Source organism: Roseateles noduli, from assembly GCF_050626985.1.
GTDB classification, from domain to species: Bacteria; Pseudomonadota; Gammaproteobacteria; order Burkholderiales; family Burkholderiaceae_C; genus Roseateles; species Roseateles noduli_A.
The window spans coordinates 2,808,582-2,829,502 of sequence record NZ_CP192463.1 but is presented as its reverse complement, the minus strand read 5'-3'; the positions used below and the strand labels follow the sequence as shown (position 1 = coordinate 2,829,502).

General features: G+C 69.2%; 18 protein-coding genes and 1 riboswitch. Of the genes, 9 read left to right on the top strand and 9 right to left on the bottom strand.

Going from position 1 to position 20,921, the window contains the following annotated elements:
* Positions 1 to 72 precede the first annotated feature (72 nt).
* Positions 73 to 987 carry a 5-dehydro-4-deoxyglucarate dehydratase gene (gene kdgD, locus ACQ4L4_RS12435; protein WP_431104525.1) on the bottom strand — a complete coding sequence of 305 codons (915 nt, stop codon included), beginning with the start codon at positions 985 to 987 and terminating at the stop codon, positions 73 to 75.
* Positions 988 to 1,410: 423 nt separating this feature from the next.
* Here kdgD and ACQ4L4_RS12430 point away from each other — a divergent pair, with 423 nt between their 5' ends.
* The gene (locus ACQ4L4_RS12430) at positions 1,411 to 1,641 is read left to right on the top strand and encodes a hypothetical protein (RefSeq protein ID WP_377153175.1); all 231 of its coding nucleotides are present in this window, start codon (positions 1,411 to 1,413) and stop codon (positions 1,639 to 1,641) included.
* Positions 1,642 to 1,645: 4 nt separating this feature from the next.
* On the top strand, positions 1,646 to 2,992 hold the full coding sequence (locus ACQ4L4_RS12425) for a DUF6895 family protein (protein ID WP_431104524.1): 1,347 nt from the start codon (positions 1,646 to 1,648) through the stop codon (positions 2,990 to 2,992).
* 235 nt (positions 2,993 to 3,227) lie between these two features.
* On the opposite strand, the gene ACQ4L4_RS12420 is transcribed toward ACQ4L4_RS12425, so the two are convergent.
* Positions 3,228 to 4,865: a DUF4832 domain-containing protein gene (locus ACQ4L4_RS12420; protein WP_431104523.1), complete on the bottom strand. Its 1,638-nt coding sequence runs from the start codon at positions 4,863 to 4,865 to the stop codon at positions 3,228 to 3,230.
* A 474-nt stretch (positions 4,866 to 5,339) separates the two neighbouring features.
* Here ACQ4L4_RS12420 and ACQ4L4_RS12415 point away from each other — a divergent pair, with 474 nt between their 5' ends.
* Positions 5,340 to 7,286, top strand: coding sequence for an ATP-binding protein (locus ACQ4L4_RS12415; protein WP_431104522.1), 1,947 nt, complete (start codon positions 5,340 to 5,342; stop codon positions 7,284 to 7,286).
* Between the two features lie 20 nt (positions 7,287 to 7,306).
* Here the strand turns inward: ACQ4L4_RS12415 and ACQ4L4_RS12410 are convergent, their stop codons facing one another.
* Genes ACQ4L4_RS12410 through ACQ4L4_RS12380 form a run of 7 tightly spaced genes read right to left on the bottom strand, consistent with a single transcriptional unit; the run spans position 7,307 to position 13,778 of the window.
* Positions 7,307 to 9,454 carry a flagellar biosynthesis protein FlhA gene (locus ACQ4L4_RS12410; RefSeq protein ID WP_431104521.1) on the bottom strand — a complete coding sequence of 716 codons (2,148 nt, stop codon included), beginning with the start codon at positions 9,452 to 9,454 and terminating at the stop codon, positions 7,307 to 7,309.
* Complete coding sequence (gene flhB / locus ACQ4L4_RS12405; RefSeq protein WP_431104520.1) at positions 9,451 to 10,599, bottom strand: flagellar type III secretion system protein FlhB; 1,149 nt, start codon at positions 10,597 to 10,599, stop codon at positions 9,451 to 9,453. Before flhB ends, ACQ4L4_RS12410 begins: the two co-directional genes overlap by 4 nt.
* A complete protein-coding gene (locus ACQ4L4_RS12400) occupies positions 10,592 to 11,419 on the bottom strand; it encodes a flagellar biosynthetic protein FliR (RefSeq protein ID WP_431104519.1) in 828 nt (275 codons plus the stop codon). Before ACQ4L4_RS12400 ends, flhB begins: the two co-directional genes overlap by 8 nt.
* Positions 11,420 to 11,443: 24 nt before the next feature.
* Entirely contained in the window at positions 11,444 to 11,713 is a 270-nt protein-coding gene (fliQ, locus tag ACQ4L4_RS12395) for a flagellar biosynthesis protein FliQ (RefSeq protein WP_431104518.1), read from the bottom strand.
* The gene (gene fliP / locus ACQ4L4_RS12390; RefSeq protein ID WP_431104517.1) at positions 11,710 to 12,516 is read right to left on the bottom strand and encodes a flagellar type III secretion system pore protein FliP; all 807 of its coding nucleotides are present in this window, start codon (positions 12,514 to 12,516) and stop codon (positions 11,710 to 11,712) included. The genes fliQ and fliP overlap by 4 nt, the downstream gene beginning before the upstream one ends.
* Complete coding sequence (locus ACQ4L4_RS12385; RefSeq protein WP_377153193.1) at positions 12,513 to 12,854, bottom strand: FliM/FliN family flagellar motor switch protein; 342 nt, start codon at positions 12,852 to 12,854, stop codon at positions 12,513 to 12,515. The genes fliP and ACQ4L4_RS12385 overlap by 4 nt, the downstream gene beginning before the upstream one ends.
* Positions 12,855 to 12,860: 6 nt before the next feature.
* Positions 12,861 to 13,778, bottom strand: a complete 918-nt coding sequence (locus ACQ4L4_RS12380) for a hypothetical protein (RefSeq protein WP_431104516.1) — start codon at positions 13,776 to 13,778, stop codon at positions 12,861 to 12,863.
* Positions 13,779 to 14,230: 452 nt separating this feature from the next.
* A riboswitch (cyclic di-GMP riboswitch) is annotated at positions 14,231 to 14,346 on the top strand.
* Between the two features lie 552 nt (positions 14,347 to 14,898).
* Here ACQ4L4_RS12380 and ACQ4L4_RS12375 point away from each other — a divergent pair.
* From ACQ4L4_RS12375 to ACQ4L4_RS12350, 6 genes are read left to right on the top strand one after another with little or no spacing between them, the layout of a single operon-like run.
* Complete coding sequence (locus ACQ4L4_RS12375; protein ID WP_431104515.1) at positions 14,899 to 15,234, top strand: flagellar hook-basal body complex protein FliE; 336 nt, start codon at positions 14,899 to 14,901, stop codon at positions 15,232 to 15,234.
* Positions 15,235 to 15,253: 19 nt separating this feature from the next.
* A complete protein-coding gene (fliF, locus tag ACQ4L4_RS12370) occupies positions 15,254 to 17,146 on the top strand; it encodes a flagellar basal-body MS-ring/collar protein FliF (protein WP_431104514.1) in 1,893 nt (630 codons plus the stop codon).
* The gene (locus ACQ4L4_RS12365) at positions 17,130 to 18,167 is read left to right on the top strand and encodes a FliG C-terminal domain-containing protein (RefSeq protein ID WP_431104513.1); all 1,038 of its coding nucleotides are present in this window, start codon (positions 17,130 to 17,132) and stop codon (positions 18,165 to 18,167) included. Before fliF ends, ACQ4L4_RS12365 begins: the two co-directional genes overlap by 17 nt.
* Positions 18,164 to 18,937 (top strand): flagellar assembly protein FliH, encoded by a 774-nt coding sequence (fliH, locus tag ACQ4L4_RS12360; protein ID WP_431104512.1) that lies wholly within the window; start codon positions 18,164 to 18,166, stop codon positions 18,935 to 18,937. Before ACQ4L4_RS12365 ends, fliH begins: the two co-directional genes overlap by 4 nt.
* On the top strand, positions 18,934 to 20,265 hold the full coding sequence (gene fliI, locus ACQ4L4_RS12355; RefSeq protein ID WP_431104511.1) for a flagellar protein export ATPase FliI: 1,332 nt from the start codon (positions 18,934 to 18,936) through the stop codon (positions 20,263 to 20,265). Before fliH ends, fliI begins: the two co-directional genes overlap by 4 nt.
* Positions 20,262 to 20,804, top strand: coding sequence for a flagellar FliJ family protein (locus ACQ4L4_RS12350; protein WP_431104510.1), 543 nt, complete (start codon positions 20,262 to 20,264; stop codon positions 20,802 to 20,804). Before fliI ends, ACQ4L4_RS12350 begins: the two co-directional genes overlap by 4 nt.
* Positions 20,805 to 20,921 lie beyond the last annotated feature (117 nt).

The following is a 20,921-nucleotide window of genomic DNA, read 5'->3' as shown; positions in this document are numbered from 1 at the left end:
CTCTTTCTTGGACTGCGCTCGCGTCGGGATCCTGGGCGCGCGCCGACACGGCGTCGGTGCGCGCCGCAGGGCTTACTGCGGGCCGAGCCTGGAGATCAGTGCGCCCAGCTCGTCGACTTCGGCGGGCTTGAGGTCCGACAGCGGCGGACGCACCGGACCGGCGGTGTGGCCGACCAGGGTCGCGCCGGCCTTGACGATGGAGACCGCGTAGCCGTGGCCCTTGTTGCGCAGGGCGATGTAGGGCAGGAAGAACTCCTTGATCAGGCGGTCCGTCGTGGCGGTGTCGCCGGCGGCGTGGGCGTTGTAGAAGTCGATGGCGGTCTTCGGGATGAAGTTGAAGACGGCGGACGAATACACCGGGCAGCCCATGGCGCGGTAGGCGCCGGCGAAGACTTCGGCGGTGGGCAGGCCGCCCAGGTAGCTGAAGCGGTCGCCGAGGGTCTGGCGGATGGAGACGAAGGACTCGATGTCGCCGAAGCCGTCCTTGAAGCCGATCAGGTTGGGGCAGGTGTCGGCGAGCTTGAGCAGCGACTCGGGCGTCAGGCGGCAGGCGCCGCGGTTGTAGACGATGACGCCGAACTTGACGCTGCGGCACACGGCCTGGACGTGGGCGACGAGGCCTTCCTGCGACGCTTCGGTCAGGTAGTGCGGCAGCAGCAGGATGCCCTGGGCGCCGAGGCGTTCGGCTTCCTGCGCGTACTGGATGGCGACGCGGGTGGGGCCGCCGGCGCCCGCGATGATGGGCATGCGGCCCTTGCAGGTCTCGACGGCGACGCGGATGACGTCGCTGTATTCCTTGGGCTCGAGCGAGAAGAACTCGCCGGTGCCGCCGGCGGCGAACAGGGCGGTGGCGCCGTAGGGCATCAGCCACTCCAGGCGCTCGGCGTAGGGCTTGGGCGCGAAGTTCAGCTGGGCGTCGAAGTCGGTCAGCGGGAACGACAGCAGGCCGTGGGAAATCGTCTCTTTGAGGGCTTGGGGCGAGGTCATGAGGGGGCTTGTCTCCGTGGCTACAACAGCGCTGGACCCTTCATCGCACCTGGATTGGTACCGGTACCAGCGTGAGCCGGATGGTAGCGAGCACGACCTCACGGTTCAAGAGGGAGGTCGTACAACTGCGGGTAATCACCTAATCATTCTTCGCGCAAGACATGAGGCGGAAATCGAGCCGGTTTGGCGATGGCGGGCAGTCGCCGGAATCGATGCGGCGGTGCTTCTGGTGTCCCCCAATGGGGGGCGCTCATTCGCGGGCGCCCATTGGAGGGACCACTTCAGAGGGAGGAGAGCTAGGGGTAGTGGGTCGCCGGAGCGGCATCTACAACCGGTAGGCGATCGAGGGGAAGCAGTCCGCTTTGTTCCCGATGCGCCGAGGCCGTACGCAGGCCTCTTCACGGCATTACCAAGGAGTCAGCCATGAGAACCGAAGCGAGAACCGCATTCCAGCAGCAGGTCATCGAAGCGCTCGTCGAGAGCAAGGCCATCAACATCGACGCGGTCAGCGCGACCTTCGCCAAGTTCGGCGAGCGCGCCCTGCTGCAGGGCGAACCGTTGGTGACCATCATCAACCGCCACGCCATCTGGAACTGCGGCTGGCCGGGACCGGAGCTGGACATCCTGCGCAACGTCCCTCAACTGCGCGAGTGACGCCATGAGCGCGGTCGTCTCGATGCCCAGTGTCCGGCCGATGGTTGGCAGGCGGTCGGTCGCGACCCGGCGTCGGGACGACCTGCTGGGCCGCGTGCACCTCGCGGTGCGCCTGGCCCGGAGAACCTTGAAGGCGGCCGCGGCCGCGGAGGAGGAGGGCCTCGCCAAAGTCGCCACGGACGAGCCGCCCGTGCTGGTGCTGGGCAAGGTCGTCGGCGAGGCCGCCATGCTGCTGCGCACGACGGCGCCCTTGCGCGGGGAGGACGAGACGCTCGATGTCGAGGCGCGCCTGCTCGCGGTGCAGCTCGTGGCGCAGGCGCGCGGGGCGAGGGTGCGGGAGCGCCTGTGCAACGACGCGGGTTGCGCGCTGGAGCATGCGTCGGCGCATCTGTTCCTCGGCGACGCGGGGTATCCGGACGAGGCGTTCGATCGCCTGCTCGGCGACATCCTCGATGGCAACGAGGCCTGCGGGCCGGAGCGGCTGCCGAATCACCAGCTCGAATGCGCGTGGCTCGATCAGATCCGGCGCGGTCGCGTCGATGTCGAGCCCATCGATGAAGAGCTGCTGATGAGCACCTGCATCGCCTGGCCGCTCGACGTGCTGGGGTGCTCGACCTTGGACCTCTACATGTTCACGCACGTGGTGATGTATGCCTCCGACATGGGGCGGCGTCCGGTGCACCTGCCACGACCGGTGGAGGAGATCCTCGCCGAGGCGGAGGCGGGACTGGCCGCGGCACTCGACGCGGACAACTTCGACCTCGCGGCGGAGTTGCTGTGGACCTGGCCGATGCTGCAGCAGCCCTGGAGCCCGGCGGCGGTCTTCGCCTTCGACGTGCTGGCGAGCGCGCAGGACGCGCAGGGTTTCCTGCCCGGGCCGGACCATGCGCGATGGATGGCGGCGACTGGACACGGTCTCTCGCATGAGGACGTCGTGCAGCGCACCTCGTATCACGCGAACCTCGTGATGGGCATGCTGTGCGCCGTCGCGCTGCAGGCGGGCAGGGAGCCGCCCGCGGAACCGCTGATGGCGGAGCAGGCCCTGAACATGCGGCATCGGCTCGATGGCGACCTGTTGCGGCGCCTGCCGCCGAGGCCCCTCGTGCCGCGTTGGCAACGGGCTTTCCTCGCGCTGGAGGAGCGCGAGCAGGCGGCGCTGTCCTCGCTGTGCTTCAGCGTCTGGTTCCGCCGGGCCGCGGCTGCGAACGACATCGCGCGACTGCGCGACGCCTTGGCCGCCACGCTGGAATACGACGACTGCGACGGGCCGTCAGCCCATCAGGCCTTGAAGCGACTGCAGCGGGTGACGGCCATCGGTCGGCTGCACGCGGTCGCGGTGGCTGCGCGCTGATCGAAGATCCTCGCCCGCGAGTGCGAGTGCGAGTGCGAGTGCGAGTGCGAGTGCGAGTGCGAGTGCGAGTGCGAGTGCGAGTGCGAGTGCGAGTGCGAGTGCGAGTGCGAGTGCGAGGCTTCAGCACGTCCGCCGCCGTTGGCCCTCACCCCCGCCCTCTCCCGCAAGCGGGAGAGGGAGTAAGAAGCGCTTGACACGGTTGCTCTCCCGCAAGCGGGAGAGGGAGAAGAGCGCGTCACTTCACGTCGACGACGGTGCCAAGCGAGAAGGCGCCCAGCGTCGCATCCCAGCGCTGACCCGAGGCGGCGTTGTCCGCATTGGCCCAGCGGATCGCGTAGCGCGCGTCGCCGCTCAGACGGGCGTCGCCGTCGGGCAGCGCCACGCTGACCTGATAGCGGCCAATCGGGAGGTCGGCGGGCACGGGCGCGGTGAGCGTCGCGGCCTGGTCGACGCCGCTGGGCAGCCACGTGCGCGGGTCGGCGCCCGAAGCATCGATGCGGCGCACCCCGCCGTTCGCGGCGTTCGTGAGCACGAGCTGCACGCCGCGCGGATTGAACACGCGCGCCCATCCGTCGTTGCGCAGGTCCAGACGCACACTCAAGGCCTGACCCCGCGTGACCGACGCCGCGTGCGTGGCCTTCACCAGCGCCAGTCGATAGCCCATCTTCCGTTGCACCTCGGTCATGCAGCCGCCTTGCACCCATTTGTCGTGGAAGGCGGTGCGGTAGTACTCGTCGTTGAGGTAGGTCAGGTTGTAGCGGGCGCCCTCGGCGAGGATGTCGGCGCATTGGCTGCGCGGCACGGCGCCGGCTTCGTCGGCCGGGTTGCAGGTCTCGCCGCCGAAGGGCGCGAGATCGCCCAGCCGGTCGATGTAGTCGCGCTGCTTCGAAGCGGTGGCCGTGTCGTCGTCATAGGTGCCGACGTCGGTCTTGCTGGCGAGGAAGCAGTCGTTGTGCACCCCGACGCGCAGGCTACCGGTCAGCACGGCGCTCAAGGGCGGCAGCGTCGGCGTGCCGTCCATCACGTAGGGCGGATAGCGCAGCTGGATGAAGCGGCTTGCCGGCAGCGCGGCGAGCAGCGCATCGCGGATCTGGTTGCGGCTGGCCGGGGCAGTCAGGTTGTTGGAGGAGGTGTGCCACTCGCCCCAGGCGCCGATGAAGCCCGCCTGCATGAACGCGATCACGTCGGCGTTGCGCTGCAGCACCGGCTTGAACTGCGTGATGTGGGCGAGCACGCGTGACAGCGGCGCGTCCTTGGCGTTCTGGTAGTCGACTTCCGATTCCGGATAGTTGTAGACCACGCGGATCACGAGCTTGACGCCGGCGGCGCGCGCATGGCCGAGCGCCGTCTCCACTTGAGCGAGCAGCGCCGGGGTCAGGTCTGAACCGCGATAGGCCGACAGGTCCAGCTTGGAAAAGAGCAGGCGATAGCCGGCCTTGTAGGCGTCATCGGCATCGGCGCGTGTGAAGGCGTCGAGGTTGGCCCAGGTCCAGCGGAAGAAGCCGCGCTCGGGATTCGGGAGTTCGGCGTCGGTCGCGGTGAAGGTGGCGGCCGTCTGGGGATCGTCCGCCCCGGCAGGAGGCACCGGCGCAGGCGTCGGCGTGGTGGTCGGCGTTTCTGGATTCTGCGGATTCTGCGGATTCTGCGGAGTCTGCGGAGTCGTCGGCGTTGTTGGTGTCGTCGGTGTGGACGGCGTTTCCGGCGTCGTCGGTGAACTGGCGCCGGTCGACGGTGGGGTGGTCGCCACCGGCGGCGGCGGGGCTTCGCTCGATCCCGATCCGCCTCCGCAGGCCGTGAGGATCGCCAGCGAGAACGCCGCGGCGATCGGGCTCATGCCCGTGAACGGACGGCGGAGGAGGCGTGGCTTCTGCATGGAGGCGGCTCATTGACTGGTTTGTTGCCAATGTATTTCTGCAGAAGCCGCGACGGCCGTTGCACCGCGCAACAGAGTGCTTCGCGGGCGACCGTTGGAAAAAGTCTTTCGAGGTTTCAAGGGGCGAAAGCGTGAACGCCCCCGCACCATCGAATGGTTGCGGTGGGCACTGGTGTCAAACAGCGTCAGCCCGGAGACGGTGGAGCGGGCGAAGGCCTTGCTCCATGAGTTGAAGCGGGATGGATCGGTGGGCGTTCCGTCGCTGCCGGTCGAAGGGAAGACCGCGGAATGGTTGATGCATCGTCAGGTCCGATTGGCTTGTTGAAGTCGGCCCTGGCGTGAGTCCTGCACCTTTGGGGGATCTCAGTCGCTCCAGAGGGTGAGACGCCCGAACCACGATGCCCAGGCCCTTGGTTTGCGCCCCGCCGGAGCGGCCATAGAGTGCCGTCATGCATTGATCTGAAGAGACATGACATGACCGCATTCCAATCACAGAACGACGAATCGACGACCTCGCTTTTTGAAGAGGACTTCCTTCTCCGGACGATCGGTCCCATCGCGGAAGACGCCGGCATGGCGTTGACGGAGCTCGTGGCCAACGCGTGGGACGCTGGCGCATCGCTGGTCGATCTGACGATTCCGGAGGCGACTGGCGGGACGCTGGTGGTCGAGGACGACGGTCACGGCATGACCGCCGACCAGTTCCGGGAGCGGTGGATGACGCTGGGGTACGACCGACTCAAGCGTCAAGGGGTCGAGGTCGAGTTCCCTCCGCTGCGCAAGGGTTGGCGGCGCTTCGCCTATGGTCGCAGCGGCATGGGGCGTCACGGGCTGCTCTGCTTCGCGGACAGGTACTCGGTCGAGACGTGGCGCGATGGTGAGGCCACGTGTGTAACCCTCGCTACGCCCACGGTGTCGATGCCCTTCGGTATCGAGAACGAGCTTCGTGCTCTCCGCGATGGTCATGGGACGCGCATCGCCGTCGTCGTTGAACGACGGCTTCCGGAAGCTGGTGAGATCCGCGCGCTGCTCGCGGCGGGGTTCCTCCATGACCCACGATTTCTGGTGCGTGTGAATGGTGAAGCTGTGACGACCGCGGATCTGTCCGGTTCAATCGAGCGCACCGCGCTGCGGCTGGACGGTCGCCCGCCGGTATCGGTGAGCGTTGTCGACGCCACTCGCGCCGGTCGGGTCGCCAGCCATGCCGGCATCTCCTTCTGGGTGAATGGACGGCGCGTTGGAATGCCGAGCTGGACGATCGAAGGCGAATCCCTGATCGATGCACACGGCCGTTTCGCGAAGCGCTATGCCATCGTCGTTCAGGCGGGGGAGGGGTGGTTGCCGGAAGTCGGGAGGGACTGGCGTGAGTTCAGGCCAGGCGCGATGGTCGATGCCATGCGTCTCGCGGTGCGCGACTACGTCAGCATCTCGCTCGACAAATGGGGCGGCACGGTGTCCGAGAAGAGTTCCGAGGACGCATTGATGTGCCATCGAGCGGCCTTCGGGATGCTGACGCCGATGCAGCGCGCGGGAGTCGCGACCTTCACGCGGGAGCTGGTGAAGGCCACGCCGGCTGTTTCCCAGGACATCCTGTCCGCGGCCGTGCTGGCGGCCATCCGCCTTGAACAATCGCGTGGTGGCTCAGGGTTGCTCGACAGGCTGGCGGTGTTCGGGGACTCGGACATCGAAGGTCTGGGTCGTCTTCTGGACCAATGGACCGTCCGGGACGCGCTCACCGTGCTGGACGAGATCGACCACCGCATGGCCGTGCTCGCCACGCTCGACCAGTTGAGCGGCGACCCGACGGCGGACGAATTGCAGGTCCTGCATCCGTTGGTGGCCCAATCCCGGTGGCTCTTCGGAGCAGAGTTCGATAGCGCCGAATACGTGTCCAACGTGTCGCTTCGGACCGCGGCGGAGAAGATCTTCAAGAAGCGCTTGTCTCCGATGGACTTCTCCAATCACCGAAAGCGCCCCGATCTGGTGATGCTTGCGGATGCCACCTGTTGTGTCGTCGGGACGGAGGGTTTCGGGCCCGGAGACGAGCGCCTGATCCGGCAGCAGAAAGTACTGCTGGTGGAACTCAAGCGTGGCGGACATGTGCTGCAGCGCGTTGATCTCTGGCAGACGCTCGGCTATCTGGACGACTTCTATCGCTGCGGCGCATTGGACGGGCCGTCGCAGCTGACTGCATTCGTCGTCGGTCACGCGATCGGAGAGGACGCGGAACTTGAAATGCCATTCGTGGCCGGCGGCCTGATTCGCGGCAGCGTCCGCGCGGTGACCTATGGGCAACTCACGCGCTCCGCGCACTGTCGCCTGCTTCAAATGAAAAACAGGATTCCGGCTCGCTACGAGGACATGTCGGGCGCGGATCTGTCCGCCAGGGTCATGCGTGCTGCGCAGCCCGAATCAGCATAGGCGCGGGCGTTCACAGAAAGTCACCCCAGCGTCCCCACCACCGCAATCTCCTTCTGATCCGGCACCTCGTTGTACGAGAGCACGGCCAGCCCGGGCGCGAAGAGCCGGGCGTATCGCGCCAGCAGCGGCCGCACCTGCGGCATGACGAGCAGCGCCGGCGGCGCGCCGAGCGACTTCATCTGGTCCCGCGCCCCCGGCATGTGCTGCTGCAGCTGCGACAGCAGCTGCGGATCCACCGGATAGCTGTCCAGCTGCACCTTCGCGCCGCCCGCGCGCGCCTGGTTCAGCGCGTTCAAGAGGTGGTTCTCCAGATCGCTGCCGAGGTTGAACACCTTCAGCGCCCCCAGCGCCCCCTGCGGCCCCTGCAGCTGCGAGACGATCTGCCGCTTCAGCGCGCAGCGCACCTCCGCCGCCAGCAGCACCGGATCCTTCGTCGCCTCCGCGTTCTCGACCAGCGTCGACGCGATGCTCTGGATGTCCTTCACCGCCACGCCCTCGGCCAGCAGCAGGCGCATCACCTTCAGCAGCTGCGCGTGCGTGTACGCCTTGTCCAGCGCACCGCCGAGCTTGGGCGCGATCGCGTTCAGGCGCTCCATCAGCGCCGCGATGTCGTCGAACTTCAGCAGCTCCGGCAACTGCTCGCGCAGCACCTTCGACACGTGCGTCGCGACCACGCTCGCCACGTCCACCACCTGGTAACCGAGCCCCAGCGCGTGCGCCTTGTGCTCGGTGTCGATCCACGTGATCGGCATCGCGTACGCCGGATCGAAACCCGGGATGCCGTCCACATCGCCCCACACCTGGCCCGACGCGATCGCCATCAGGCGGTCCGGATAGACCTCCGCCTGCGCCACCACCGCGCCGCTCAGCGAGATCGCGTACTGGCTCGGCTTCAGCGAGAGATCGTCCCGCACCGACAGCGTCGGCAGCAGCACGCCCAGCGACTCGCTCAGCGATTGCCGCATGCCGCGCACCCGCGCCTGCAGCGGCGCGCCCTGCGCCGGATCGATCAGGCCGACCAGCTTGTAGCCCAGGCTCACCGACACCGCCTCCACCACGGGCAGCGCGCGCCAGTCGATCTCCGGCGGCGCGCCGGCGACCAGCGCGCTCTCCACCGGCGCCGCCGGCTGGATGCGGTCGCGCGACCGGTCCCCCATCCGCCACGCCGCATAGGCCAGCGCCACCGCGAACGCACCGAACGCCAGCCACGGCATGCCGGGAATCAGCGCCAGCACGCCCATCACGCCCGCCGCGCTGTACAGCACCTGCGGCGACGCCAGCATCTGATCGCTGACCTGCTGCTCGAATTCGCCCGAGTCGCTGACCCGCGTCACGATGATCGCGGCCGCGGCCGACAGCAGCAGCGCCGGGATCTGCGCGACCAGGCCGTCGCCGATCGTCAGCAGGCCGTATTGGCGGATCGCCTCGCCCAGCGACAGGCCGTGCATCAACGCGCCGATCGCGACGCCGCCCACCAGGTTGATCAGCAGGATCAGGATCGACGCGATCGCGTCGCCGCGCACGAACTTGCTCGCACCGTCCATCGCGCCGTAGAAGTCGGCCTCGGTGCCGACCTCCTGCCGCCGCTTCTGCGCCTGCTCCTGGTTGATCAGGCCGGCGTTGAGGTCGGCGTCGATCGCCATCTGCTTGCCGGGCAGCGCGTCCAGCGTGAAGCGCGCCGACACCTCCGAGATCCGCTCCGCGCCCTTGGTGACGACGATGAAGTTCACCACCATCAGGATCACGAACACCACCAGGCCGACGATGAAGTTGCCGCCGATGACGACGTTGCCGAAGGACTCGATCACCTTGCCCGCCGCGTGCGTGCCCTCGTGCCCGTGCAGCAGCACCACGCGCGTGGACGCGACGTTCAGCGACAGCCGCATCAGCGTCGTCGCCAGGATCACGCTCGGGAAGATCGAGAAGTCCAGCGGCCGTCGGCTGTTCACGCTGACCAGGATCACCACCAGCGACAGCACGATGTTGAACGTGAACAGCACGTCCAGCAGCACCGGCGGCAGCGGCAGGATCACCATCCCCAGGATGGCCAGCAGGAACAGCGGCGCGGCCACGCGCAGGTCGCGCAGTTGCTGGCCGAGGCGGCCGAAGCGGCTGAAACGCGCGGCCCCGGCGGACGGCGAAGACGAGGAGGGCGGAGAGGACTTCATTCGGACTCCGGATCGGAGAGATGGCGCGGCACCGGCAGGTCGCCCGCCAGGCTTGGTTCGGTCGGGCGGCGGCCCGCGTGGAAGGCCTTCAGCTGCATCACGTAGCTGAGCACCTGCGCGACCGCCTGGTACAGCGACGCGGGAATCTGCTGCTGCACCTGCGCGCTGTTGTAGAGCGCGCGCGCCAGCGGCGGCAGCTCCAGCAACTGCACGCGGTGCTCGCGCGCGAGGGAGCGGATGTAGAGCGCCATCTCGTCGACGCCCTTGGCGACGACGTAGGGCGCCTCCGCCTTGGTGCTGTCGTAGCGCAGCGCGACCGCGTAGTGCGACGGGTTGACGATGACGACGTCCGCCTCGGGCACCGACTTGCGCACGCTGCGCCGCGCCAGCTGCTGCTGCAGTTGCCGGATGCGCTGGCGCACCTCGGGCCGGCCTTCGTTCTGCTTGTATTCCTCCTTGACCTCCTGCTTGCTCATGCGCTGGTTGCGCAGGAACAGCAGGCGCTGCAAGGGCACGTCCACCAGCGCATAGAAGGCGAGCACCGCCGCCAGCGTCAGCAACCCGTCCATCACCAGCGCGGCCGCGCGCGTCAGCGCCAGCGGCAGGCTCAGCGCCTGCAACTGCACGTACTGCGCCGCGTAGGCCGTGGTCACCCAGTACAGCACGGCCAGCACGCCGCCGGTCTTCATCAGCGTCGCGGCGAGCTCGGTGTAATGCTTGGCGCTGAAGAGCCGGCCCAGGTTGCCCAGCGGATTCAGCTTCGAGAACTTCGGCGCCCACTGCGACGGCGAGAACACGATGCCGCCGCCGAGCTGCGTCGCCAGGATCACCGCCGCCGGCAAGGCCAGCAGCGGCATCAGCATCTTCGCCAGCAGCCACAGCGATTCATGCGCCGCCTCGCCCCAGAGCGCGTCCAGTCCCTGCAGCGCATCGTTGCCGTCCAGCGGCGCGAGCGCCAGCCGGAACAGCCGCGCGAAGTCCTCGAGGTAGGACGGCGCGATCATCATCAGCAGCTTCAAGCCGGCCAGCAGGCCGATCGCCGCGCCGATGTCCTTGCTGCGCGCGACCTGGCCCTGCTCGCGCGCCTTGCGCAGCTTCTGCTCGGAGGCCTTCTCGGTCTTGTCGGCGGTGTCGGACTCAGCCATGCAGGCCCCCCGGTCCGATCATGCCGACGACGCCTGCCGCATCGGGCACGCCGCGCATGCCTTGCTCCAGCATCCGCAGCAGCTGCTGCGTCATGCGCAGGTAGTGCGCCGGCACGTGCGCCAGCATCTGCGTCAGCATGAACAGCCCGAACAGCGTGACCAGCGAGTAGCCCAGAGAGAACAGGTTGAGCGCCGGCGCCACGCGGTTCAGGAAGCCCATGCCCAGCTGCACGACCAGCGTCGCCGCCACCACCGGCAGCGCCAGCAGCAGCGCCGCGGAGAACACCCACGCCAGGTTGTAGGCCAGGTTCTGCAGCGTCAGCAGCGACAGCCCGGCGCCCAGCGGCCAGGCGCGGAAGCTCTCGCCCAGCACCGCCGTGAACAGCAGGTGTCCGTCCATGCCGAAGAAGGCGAGCACGCACAGGATGTTGAGCAGCGCGCCGACGACGTCCGAGGAACTGCCGTTGATCGGATCGTTCATCACCGCCATCGCCAGGCCCAGCTGCGACGACAGCAGGAAGCCCAGCACCCCGATCACGGCGATCGCCAGGTGGAAGGTCAGGCCCATGGCCAGGCCGAGGACGGCCTGCTCGGCGGCGGCCAGCACGCCCTGCATCGAGAAGACCGGGATGTGCACCGCCGTCGACTGCGCGACCGGCATCATCACCACCGCCAGCACCAGCGACAGCAGCACGCGCGCGGACATCGGCATGCCGGCGTCGCCCATCGTCGGCGCCGCGGCCAGCATCGCCAGGATGCGGCAGAACGGCCACCACAGCGCGCTGAGCCAGGCGGTGAGCTGGCTGAATTCGATCTCCACGGCGCGCTTCCTCGACGGGACCGGCTACGAGGCCAGCTGCGCCGCGCGCTCGAAGATCGAGACGCAGTAGTCCATCAGCAGGCCCACCATCCAGCGGCCCGCCATGCCCAGCACCAGCAGCGTCACCAGCAGCCGCGGCAGGAAGGCCAGCGTCTGCTCGTTGATCTGCGTCGCGGCCTGGAACAGCGCCACGATCAGGCCCGTCACCAGCCCCGGCAGGATCAGCACCAGCACCAGCAGCATCGTCAGGTGCAGGCTCTCGCCGATCAGGTCGGCGGCGATCTCGGGCGTCATCCCGCCACCCCGCGCACGCTCGACACCAACGTGTTCACCGTCAGCGTCCAGCCGTCGACCAGCACGAACAGCAGCAGCTTGAGCGGCAGCGAGATCACCAGCGGCGACAGCATCATCATCCCCATCGCCATCAGCACCGAGGACACCACCAGGTCGATCACCAGGAAGGGGATGAACAGCATGCAGCCGATCTGGAAGGCGGTCTTCAGCTCGGACAGCGTGAAGGCGGCGAGCTTCACCGGGAAGCTGTGGTCCTCCGGCTTGGCCACGTTGGTCTCGCCCGACAGCTGCGCGATCTGCGCCAGCGCGCTCTTGCCGGTCTGCGCCAGCATGAAGCGCGAGATCGGTTTCTCCGCGATCGCCAGCGCCTGCATCAGCGTGATCCTGTCGCTGTCGTAGGGCACCATCGCCTGCTCGTAGATCTGCGCGCCGATCGGGCGCATCACCAGGATCGTCAGGATCAGCGCGATGCCGGTCACCAGCCGGTTCGGCAGGCCCTGCTGCAGGCCCAGCGCCTGGCGCAGCAGCGACAGCACGATCACGAAACGCGTGAAGCTCGTCATCATCAGCACCAGCACGGGCAGCAGCCCGAGCAGCGTCATGATGACCAGCACCTGCGTCTTCAGCGTGAAGTCGCCGCCCCCCGCGCCGGCACCGGCGATGCGGATCGCCGCCATCGCCGGGTCGGCCGCGATCGACGCGAGCGCGAGCAGGCCGCCCAGCGCGACGAGCCTGGGCGCCAACGGGCGGCGCGCTCCCCACGTCCGTGGAGCGCCGCGATCGATCGCGTCCCCAGTCCTCATGAACCCAGCCGGTCCAGGTCCAGCCCGTCGATGTCGAGCACGCGCAGCGCGTGGCTGTCGCCGCTGACGACGACCTCGGCATGCCCGATCGGCGTGCCGTTCACCTTGATCACCAGCGGCGCGCCGGCCAGCGTGTCGAGCTCGACGACGCTGTCGGCCTGCAGCTGCGCCAGGTCGTGCAGCGACAGGCGCGCCTCGCCGACCTCCAGCGTCAGCGTCACCGGGATCTTGCGCATCAGCGCGGGCAGGTCGCGGCCGGCCGGTCGGCTCTCGACCACGCGGGCGTCCTCCGCCATCGGTTCGTCGAGCAGGCCGGCGATCAGATCGGTATCGCTCATCATCAATCACTCCAGGTCTTGGAAAGAGGTCAGGCACAACTTGCCCTGGTGTTCGGCCACGGCCGCGCTCATCAGCGCCGAGCCCTCGACCATCACGGTCGCATCGGTCAGCCGGATCGGGATCAGCGCGCCCGGGCGCAGGTCCAGCACGCTGCCGAGGTCCAGTTCACGCTCCAGCAGGCGCGCCTGCACGGTCAGCGCCAGGCGGCGGTCCAGCGGCTGCTGCTGCGCCGGCGGCCGCGACGGACGGTGCTGCGCGGACAGTTGACGCAGCAGCGGCAACAGATAGGCGCCGGCCAGGGCGAGCGAGATCGTGGCCTCCTGGTCGCCGTCGCGCAGCGAGGCGATCAGCTCCCAGCCGTCGGGGCCGAAGGCGGGCAGGGCGCCGCCCTGCAGCGGCGGCAGATCGCTGGCGGGGGTCAGGTCTTGCGTGGCGTCGCCATCGGGACGGGAGGCCTGCGCCAGCCAGTGCACGCACAGCCCGGCGAACTGGCCGGCGAGCAGGTGCAGCAGGCGGTCCTCGGTCGCGGTGGGCGGCGTGTCGGCGGTGGCCAGCGCGGTGTCCGCGCCCAGGCCGAGCCGCTTGGCCATCAGCGCCAGCACCAGCGGGCGGTCGATGCGGCAGGCCAGCAGGCCCGACGGCCCCGTGGTGCGCAGCCAGCGGGGCCCGTCCCCCGCCGGGCCCACCTCACCGAGGTCGCCGACCTCGCCGGCCTGGAGCCCTGCGCCGTCCAGCGGCCGCAGCGTCAGCGCGTGCAGCTCATGACGGCTGTGATAGCGGCGATTCCACGGCTGCACGAGCAGGCGCTGCAGCGCCTCGCGCAGGCGCTGCGCCACCTGCGGCAGCAGATGCACGGGGCGGCCCAGGCTGCGCGGATCGAGCGCGGCGGGCCGGTGCGGCTGGGCGGAGCGAGGCTGGTTCATCCGTGGTTCCAGAGAAGAAGGGAGGCGTGCTGAATGAAACTGTCGTACGACAACGGCCGGCACAACCATCGGGCGACGATTGCATTTCACGCCATAACCAGCGAATTCTAGGAATCGATGGTGATTTCAGCCAGCATTGGAACTGCTGGTTCGGAACATGCGGGGAATAAATCACAAACCGCCGATCGCGAATCGCACATCGCGGAAGCGGCGCGTTTAAGTCTCTCTCTGGATGGGTCGTTAATATCCCGACGAGCGCAGGGTGAATTACATTGTTCACATTTATCAATCCCGAAACAAAACCGACTTATTTCGAGGCAAATGCGCGAGCAGCGGATCGCCGTCCCGCGAGTATCGACGCCGGTTCGTGACATCCGTCACACCGGCGGACGCTGTTTTGGTGCGGTGCAAAAAGGGTTCTTGTTGCGCACGCTCACATTGACTACAGTCCGGACACATCAGGGCACACCCGAGCGAAAGCCGGGGTCGCAAAGCCTCCGGTCTACCGTCGGGCGCCAGCTGAAACCCTTTCAGCCAGGCGCCGGATCACGATAGCGGGGTTGCCAGACCTGAGTCTGCGAGCCGCGTGACGCGTGGTTCACAGGCGCTCGCCTGCCAGGCCCCACCCGGGCCTGTTGTGACCCTGCCTGCCCTCTCGCCGAGGTGCGCCCGTCTTGCACAGAGAGGACGGACATGGTCATTCACAGCCACCTTTTCATTCCCTGACCCGGCCCGCGACGGCACTGTCGGAGTCGTTCCGCCAGCGTCGCCCGGCCGAATGCGGCTCGCCGCCGCATGGGTTTCGGATATTCCCCGGAGATTCTCTATATCGATATCGCAGCCAAACTGGCGCGAGGGAATCTCTTTGTCCGAATCTCAGGGAATGAAACGGTCTGTAAATATCGAGGAAATGTCGCTGCAAAAATACGCGCCGCCAACACGGTGACAAAAAGAACAGCGACATTCGATCCGTCATGAATCTCCGCCCGGAGATTGAAAGATATCGATGCCAAAACCGCGCCATTAACCAGATGGAATGGGCGGATGAGGTGAATGAATAGCCAGGGGAAAACCCGCGCCGTCCGGCGCGGCGAGGCCCCTTTTTGCCCGGAGCCAAGGTATGTCGGCCACTATGCTCAATGCCGCCATCGGTCAATCGACGATGGAATCCCTGCTGAAACAGGACAGCGTGCGGCTGCAGCGGGACGCCCAGGCGCTGTCACAAGGCGTGGGCGATAACCTGTCCACACCGGGTTTCGAGCAGATGCTGCGGCGCGTGGACGACCGCGACCAGGCCGCCGCGGCCCGCATGGAAGCGGTCGAACGCGGGGAGAGCGACGACCTGGTCGGCGCGATGCTCGCCAGCCAGGAAGCCAGCCTGTCGTTCTCGATGCTGATGCAGGTCCGCAACAAGGTCGTCGGCGCCGTGGACGAGCTGATCAAGATGCAGCTCTGAGGCCTGCGGGACGCACAAGATGAACGAGCTGCAGACCCTTCAGAACGCGACCGGCACCGCCGGCGACGGCGGCATGCCGGCGTGGCGCCGCCGCCTCGGCCAGGCGCTGGGCGGCTTCAACAGGGCCGCGCCCGCCGCGGGCGCCGGTTTGCCGCTGCTCCGGTCGGCCGCGCCGCTGCTGATCCTGGCCGCCGCCGTCACCGCGCTGGTGCTGATGCTGCTGTGGCGCGACCAGGCCGGCTACAAGCCGGTCTTCGGCCAGCGTGAGCATGTGCCGACCGCCGACGTGCTGTCGGTGCTCGACGCCGAACACATCGCCTACCGCCTGCATCCCGAGAGCGGCCAGGTGCTGGTGCCCGATTCGGACCTGGGTCGCGCGCGCATGCTGCTCGCCGCCAAGGGCGTCGTGGCCAAGCTGCCGGCCGGCCTGGAGCTGATGGACCAGAACGATCCGCTGGGCGTGAGCCAGTTCGTGCAGGACATCCGCTTCCGCCGCGGTCTCGAGGGCGAGCTCGCCCAGAGCATGATGGCGCTCGACGCCGTCGAGGGCGCGCGCGTGCATCTGTCCGTCGCCAAGAGCAGCTCCTTCGTGCTCAACGACGGGCAGAAGAGCTCGGCCTCGGTCGTGCTGACGCTCAAGCCGGGCCGTTCGCTTAACCACGAGCAGATCGCCGCGGCGATCAACCTGGTCGCCGGCTCGGTGGCCAACCTCGATCCCGCGCGGGTCAGCCTGGTCGACCAGCAGGGCAACCTGCTGTCGGCGCGCGTCGACCTGAGCGAGGGCTTCGACGGCGGCGCGCAAGGCAACGAGGCGCAGCGCCGCATCCAGGACGACATCCGCCGCAACGTGCACGAGCTGCTGGCCCCGGTGCTGGGCGAGCAGAACTATCGCCTGAGCGTCACTGCCGACGTCAACAACGATCGCATCCAGGAAACCCGCGAGCAGTACGGCGACTCGCCCAAGCTGACCAACGAGGCGATGCGCGAGGAGCAGGACCGCGAGCGCATCGCGCTGGGCGTGCCGGGCTCGCTGAGCAACCGTCCGCCGGCCGCGCTGGCGGCGGCCGCCGCGTCCGCGGCGCAGGGCGAGGATCCCAACGGCGCGAACGCCAACAGCAACACCGCCCGCAAGAACGCCTCCACGCGCCAGTACGCCTATGACCGCTCGATCACGCAGGTGAAGAAGAGCCGCGGCCGGCTGCAGCGCCTGAGCGTGGCCGTGCTGCTCAACACCGCCGCCGCGCCGGGCGGCGCGAAGGACTGGACGCCGGCCGACCTGCAGAAGGTCGAGCGGCTGCTCAACGGCGGCCTGGGCATCGACACGCAGCGGGGCGACACGCTGAGCGTCTCCACGCTCGCCTTCCCGGCGCCGCCGGTCGTCGAGCCCTGGTACCAGCAGCGCGACACGATCGTCGAGTTCGGCGGCTGGGGCGCGTATGCCTTGGCCGCGCTGCTCGGCTACCTGCTGCTGGCGCGTCCGCTGCTGCGCATGGGCCAGCACGCGCTGGGCATGGGCGGCGCGCGGCGCAAGGAACGTGGCAACGACGGCCGCGCCGAGCGCCGCGCCGACGGTCCCGGGATCACGCCGCTGGAGCCGCTGTCCGGCGCCGCCGGCGCGGGCCTGGGCGCTCAGCCGGCGATGGCGCCGGCGGGCGAGGGCGTTCCGGCGCTCGGCGGCCCGATCGGTGCCGGCATGGGCGCCGGCATGGGCGCCGGCATGGGCGCTTTGGCCGGTGCCGGGCAGTCCGGCTCCGCGGTGACGCCGCTCCTCGAGAACTACGAACTGCCGCCGCCGGGATCCCCGGTGGACGTGCTGGTGGACCACCTGAAGGTGCTCGCGGCCAAGGAGCCGGAGCGGGTGGCGGAAGTCGTCAAGCAATGGGTGCAGAAGAAAAATGGCCGAAGCGAGTGATTTCATTCCGCCCGGCAGCGCGTCGTCGCTGAGCCCGGTCGAGCGTGCCGCCATCGTGCTGCTGAGCATGGGCGAGGAGCCCGCGGCCGCGGTGCTGCGCTGCCTGTCGCGCGACGAGCTGCTGGACGTCACGCAGGTGATGTCGCGGCTGTCGGGCATCAAGGTCGACTGGGTGCGCACCTCGCTGCAGACCTTCTTCGACGACTATCGCGAACAGAGCGGCGTGCACGGCGCGTCGCGCACCTACCTGAAGCGATCGCTGGACCTGGCGCTGGGCGGACAGATCGCGGCCAGCGTGCTCAACAGCATCTACGGCGACGCGATCCGGCCCAAGATGCAGCGCCTGCAATGGGCCTCGCCGAAGTGGCTGGCCGAGCAGATCAGCCATGAGCACCAGCGCATGCAGGCGGTCTTCCTGGCCTTCCTGCCGAGCGCGCTGGCCGGCGACGTCGTCGCCGCGCTGCCCGAAGGGCCGGCCGGCGGCCGCGACCGCGTGCTGCTGCAGATGGCGCGGCTGTCGGAGGTCGACGCCGAGCTGCTGGTGGAACTCGAGGAGCTGGTCGAGCGCTGCCTCTCCGGCCTGGGTCAGCAGGGCGCGACCGTCGAAGGCGTCAAGCAGGTCGCCGAGATCCTCAACCGCATGCCCGGCCAGCGCCAGCAGATGGTGGAACTGCTGCGCGCGCACGACCCGGGCGTGGTCGGCGAGATCGAGTCGTCGATGTACGAGTTCTTCATGCTCTCGCGCCAGAGCGAGGCGACGCTGACGCGCCTCATCGAGGAGGTGCCGCTGGAGCTGTGGGCCGTGGCGCTCAAGGGTGCCGAGCCGCCGGTGCGCGACGCGCTGCTGGCCGCGATGCCGCGCCGCCAGGCGCAGAGCTTCGAGGACCTGATGCGCCGCGGCGGTCCGATGCCGATGAGCCGCGTCGAGCAGGCGCGCGCCGAGATCATGGCGCAGGTCAAGGCGCTGGTGGACGTCGGCGAGATCCAGGTCCAGCTGTTCGCCGAGGACGTCGTCGAATGAAGACGCTGCGCCCGCATCGCTTCCCGCCGCTGGCCCAGGTCGGCCGCGCGTCCTCGCTGCTCGACGGGCAGTCCGGCGCGCAGCTGCAGGCCAGCCTGGCGCAGGGCTTCCAGGAAGGCCTGGCCAAGGGCTACGAGGAAGGCTATGCGAGCGGCCTGCAGACCGGCATCGACGAGGCGCGCAGCGCCGCCGAGGCGGCCGGCCATGCCGAAGGACTGGCCGCCGGCCGCGAGGACGCGCGGGCGCTGCTGGTCAGCCCCGTGGCGGCGGTCGACACGCTGCTCACCCACCTGTGCCAGCTGCAGCAGGACTACCAGTCCGCGATGCGGCGCGAGGTCGTCGAGCTGGTGGAGCGCGTCGCGCGCCAGGTGATCCGTGCCGAGTTGACGCTGCGGCCGACGCAGCTGATGGCGCTGGTCGACGAGACGCTGTCGGCGATGCCGCCGGCGCGCGACGGCGTCGAGGTCTTCCTGAATCCCGAGGATCGCCAGCGGCTGCTGGAGCTCGGTCCCGAGCGCGTGCACGAGTGGACGCTGCATGCCGACGCCTCGCTGGACCCGGGCGAGTGCCGCGTCATCGCCGGCGGTCGCGAGGCCGATGCCGGCTGCCGCCAGCGCCTGGCGGCCTGCATGGATCAGGTGCGGGGTCAGTTGATGCCCGAGACCACGATCGACGGCCACGGGTCCGACGGCGGTGCCGCGCCATCGCATTCGCACACGGCGGCTGGCGAGCTCGATGCGCTCGGCGCGGCCGGGGAGGGCGCCCGATGATCAGCAACGCGCTGCGTCGCGTCGAACTCGGCGACGTGCCGGTGTCGACCCCCACCGGCCGTCTGGTCGGCGCCTCGGGCCTGCTGCTCGAAGCGAGCGGCTGCACGCTGCGCACCGGTCAGCGCTGCCTGATCGAACAACGGCTCGAAGGCGCGAGCGAAGGTTCGCCCGACGGCTGGCTGGCGGCGCAGGTCGTGGGCTTCCGCGACCAGGTCGCCTACCTGATGCCCTTCAAGAAACCCGACGGCCTGGCCGCCGGCGCGCGCGTGCTGCCGGCGCCGGAGCGCTCGTCGCTGATGATCGGTCCGCAGTGGCTGGGCCGCATCGTCAACGGCCTGGGCGAGCCCATCGACGGCCGCGGCCGCCTCGGCGGCGACCTGCCGCTGCAGATGGTGCCGCCCAAGGTCAATCCGCTGCGCAAGAAGCCGGTGCACGAGCCGCTCGACGTCGGCGTGCGCGCCATCAACGGCCTGCTGACGCTGGGCCGCGGCCAGCGCGTCGGCCTGATGGCCGGCTCCGGCGTCGGCAAGAGCGTGCTGCTGGGCCTGATCACGCGCAACACGGTGGCCGATGTCGTCGTCGTCGGCCTGATCGGCGAACGCGGGCGCGAGGTGCGCGAGTTCATCGACCTGTCGCTCGGCGCCGAGGGCCTGGCGCGCGCGGTCGTCGTCGTGGCGCCGGCCGACGAGTCGCCGCTGATGCGCCTGCGCGCCACCGAGCTCTGCCACAGCATCGCCGCCCACTACCGCGACCAGGGCCAGCACGTGCTGCTGCTGGTCGATTCGCTGACGCGCTACGCGATGGCGCGCCGCGAAGTCGCGCTGGCGCTGGGCGAGCCGCCGGCCACGCGCGGGTATCCGCCGTCGGTCTTCAGCCTGCTGCCGGAGCTCGTCGAGAGCGCCGGCAACGGCGAGGGCGAGGGCAGCATGAGCGCGATCTACACGGTCCTCGCCGAGGGCGACGACCAGCAGGACCCGGTGGTCGACACGGCCCGCGCGATCCTGGACGGCCACATCGTGCTGACGCGCGCGCTGGCCGAGCGCGGGCACTACCCCGCCATCGACGTCGCGCAGTCGATCAGCCGCTGCATGGCGCTGGTCGCCGATCGCGGCCAGCAGCAGGCCGCACGCGAGATCAAGCAGCTGATGGCCCGCTTCGAGCAGGTCCGCGAACTGATGCCGCTGGGCGCCTACGTGCCCGGCGCCGATCCCGCCACGGACCGCGCCGTCGCGCTGTGGCCGCGCATCGAGGCTTTCCTCCACCAGGGCACCCACGAGGGCGCGCCGCTGGCATCGACACAAGCCCAACTGACGGAGGTGCTCGCATGAGCGGCAGCCAGGATTCGCTGCGTCGCAGCCTCGGCAAGCTGGCCGAGCTGCAGCAGTTCCAGCTCGATCGTCAGCAGGCGAAGCTGGTCGCGCAGCAGCAGCTGTGCCAGCGCGTGCAGGGCACGGTCGACCGGCTGGATGCGCTCGGCGCGCAGGCGACCCTGAGCGGCGTCGCCTTGCCCGGCCTGGCGCAGAACAGCGCCGCCTACAAGCAGGCGATGCGCGGCTGGGCCGACCAGCAGCGCGCGGAGCTGGCGCGTCGCCAGGCCGAGCTGGAGCTGGCCCGCGCCGACACGCTGGCCGCCGCCCGCAAGCAGGAGACGCTGCGCCAGCTGGTCGACCGCGCCGACGCGCGCGTCCGCACCGAGCAGGCCCGCCGCGACCAGAAGGGGCAGGACGAGATCGCGTCGCAGAGCACGGCCCAGCGCGGCGGGGCGGTCGGCGCCCAGAACGACAGCGCCTTCGGGGGGTTGAGCGCCTTCGGTGCGCTCGGACCGGGCGCCATGACCCGCATCACCGATCGGGGGCGCCGTGGCTGAGACCTGCGCCCGTCAGGCGGCCCGCCGCCAGAGGCCACCGTCGTCGCGGGGCGTCGGGCGGCGCCTGCTTAAGTTCCGGCCGCTGCCGGTCGCCTACCACCAGGGAAGTCTCAACCC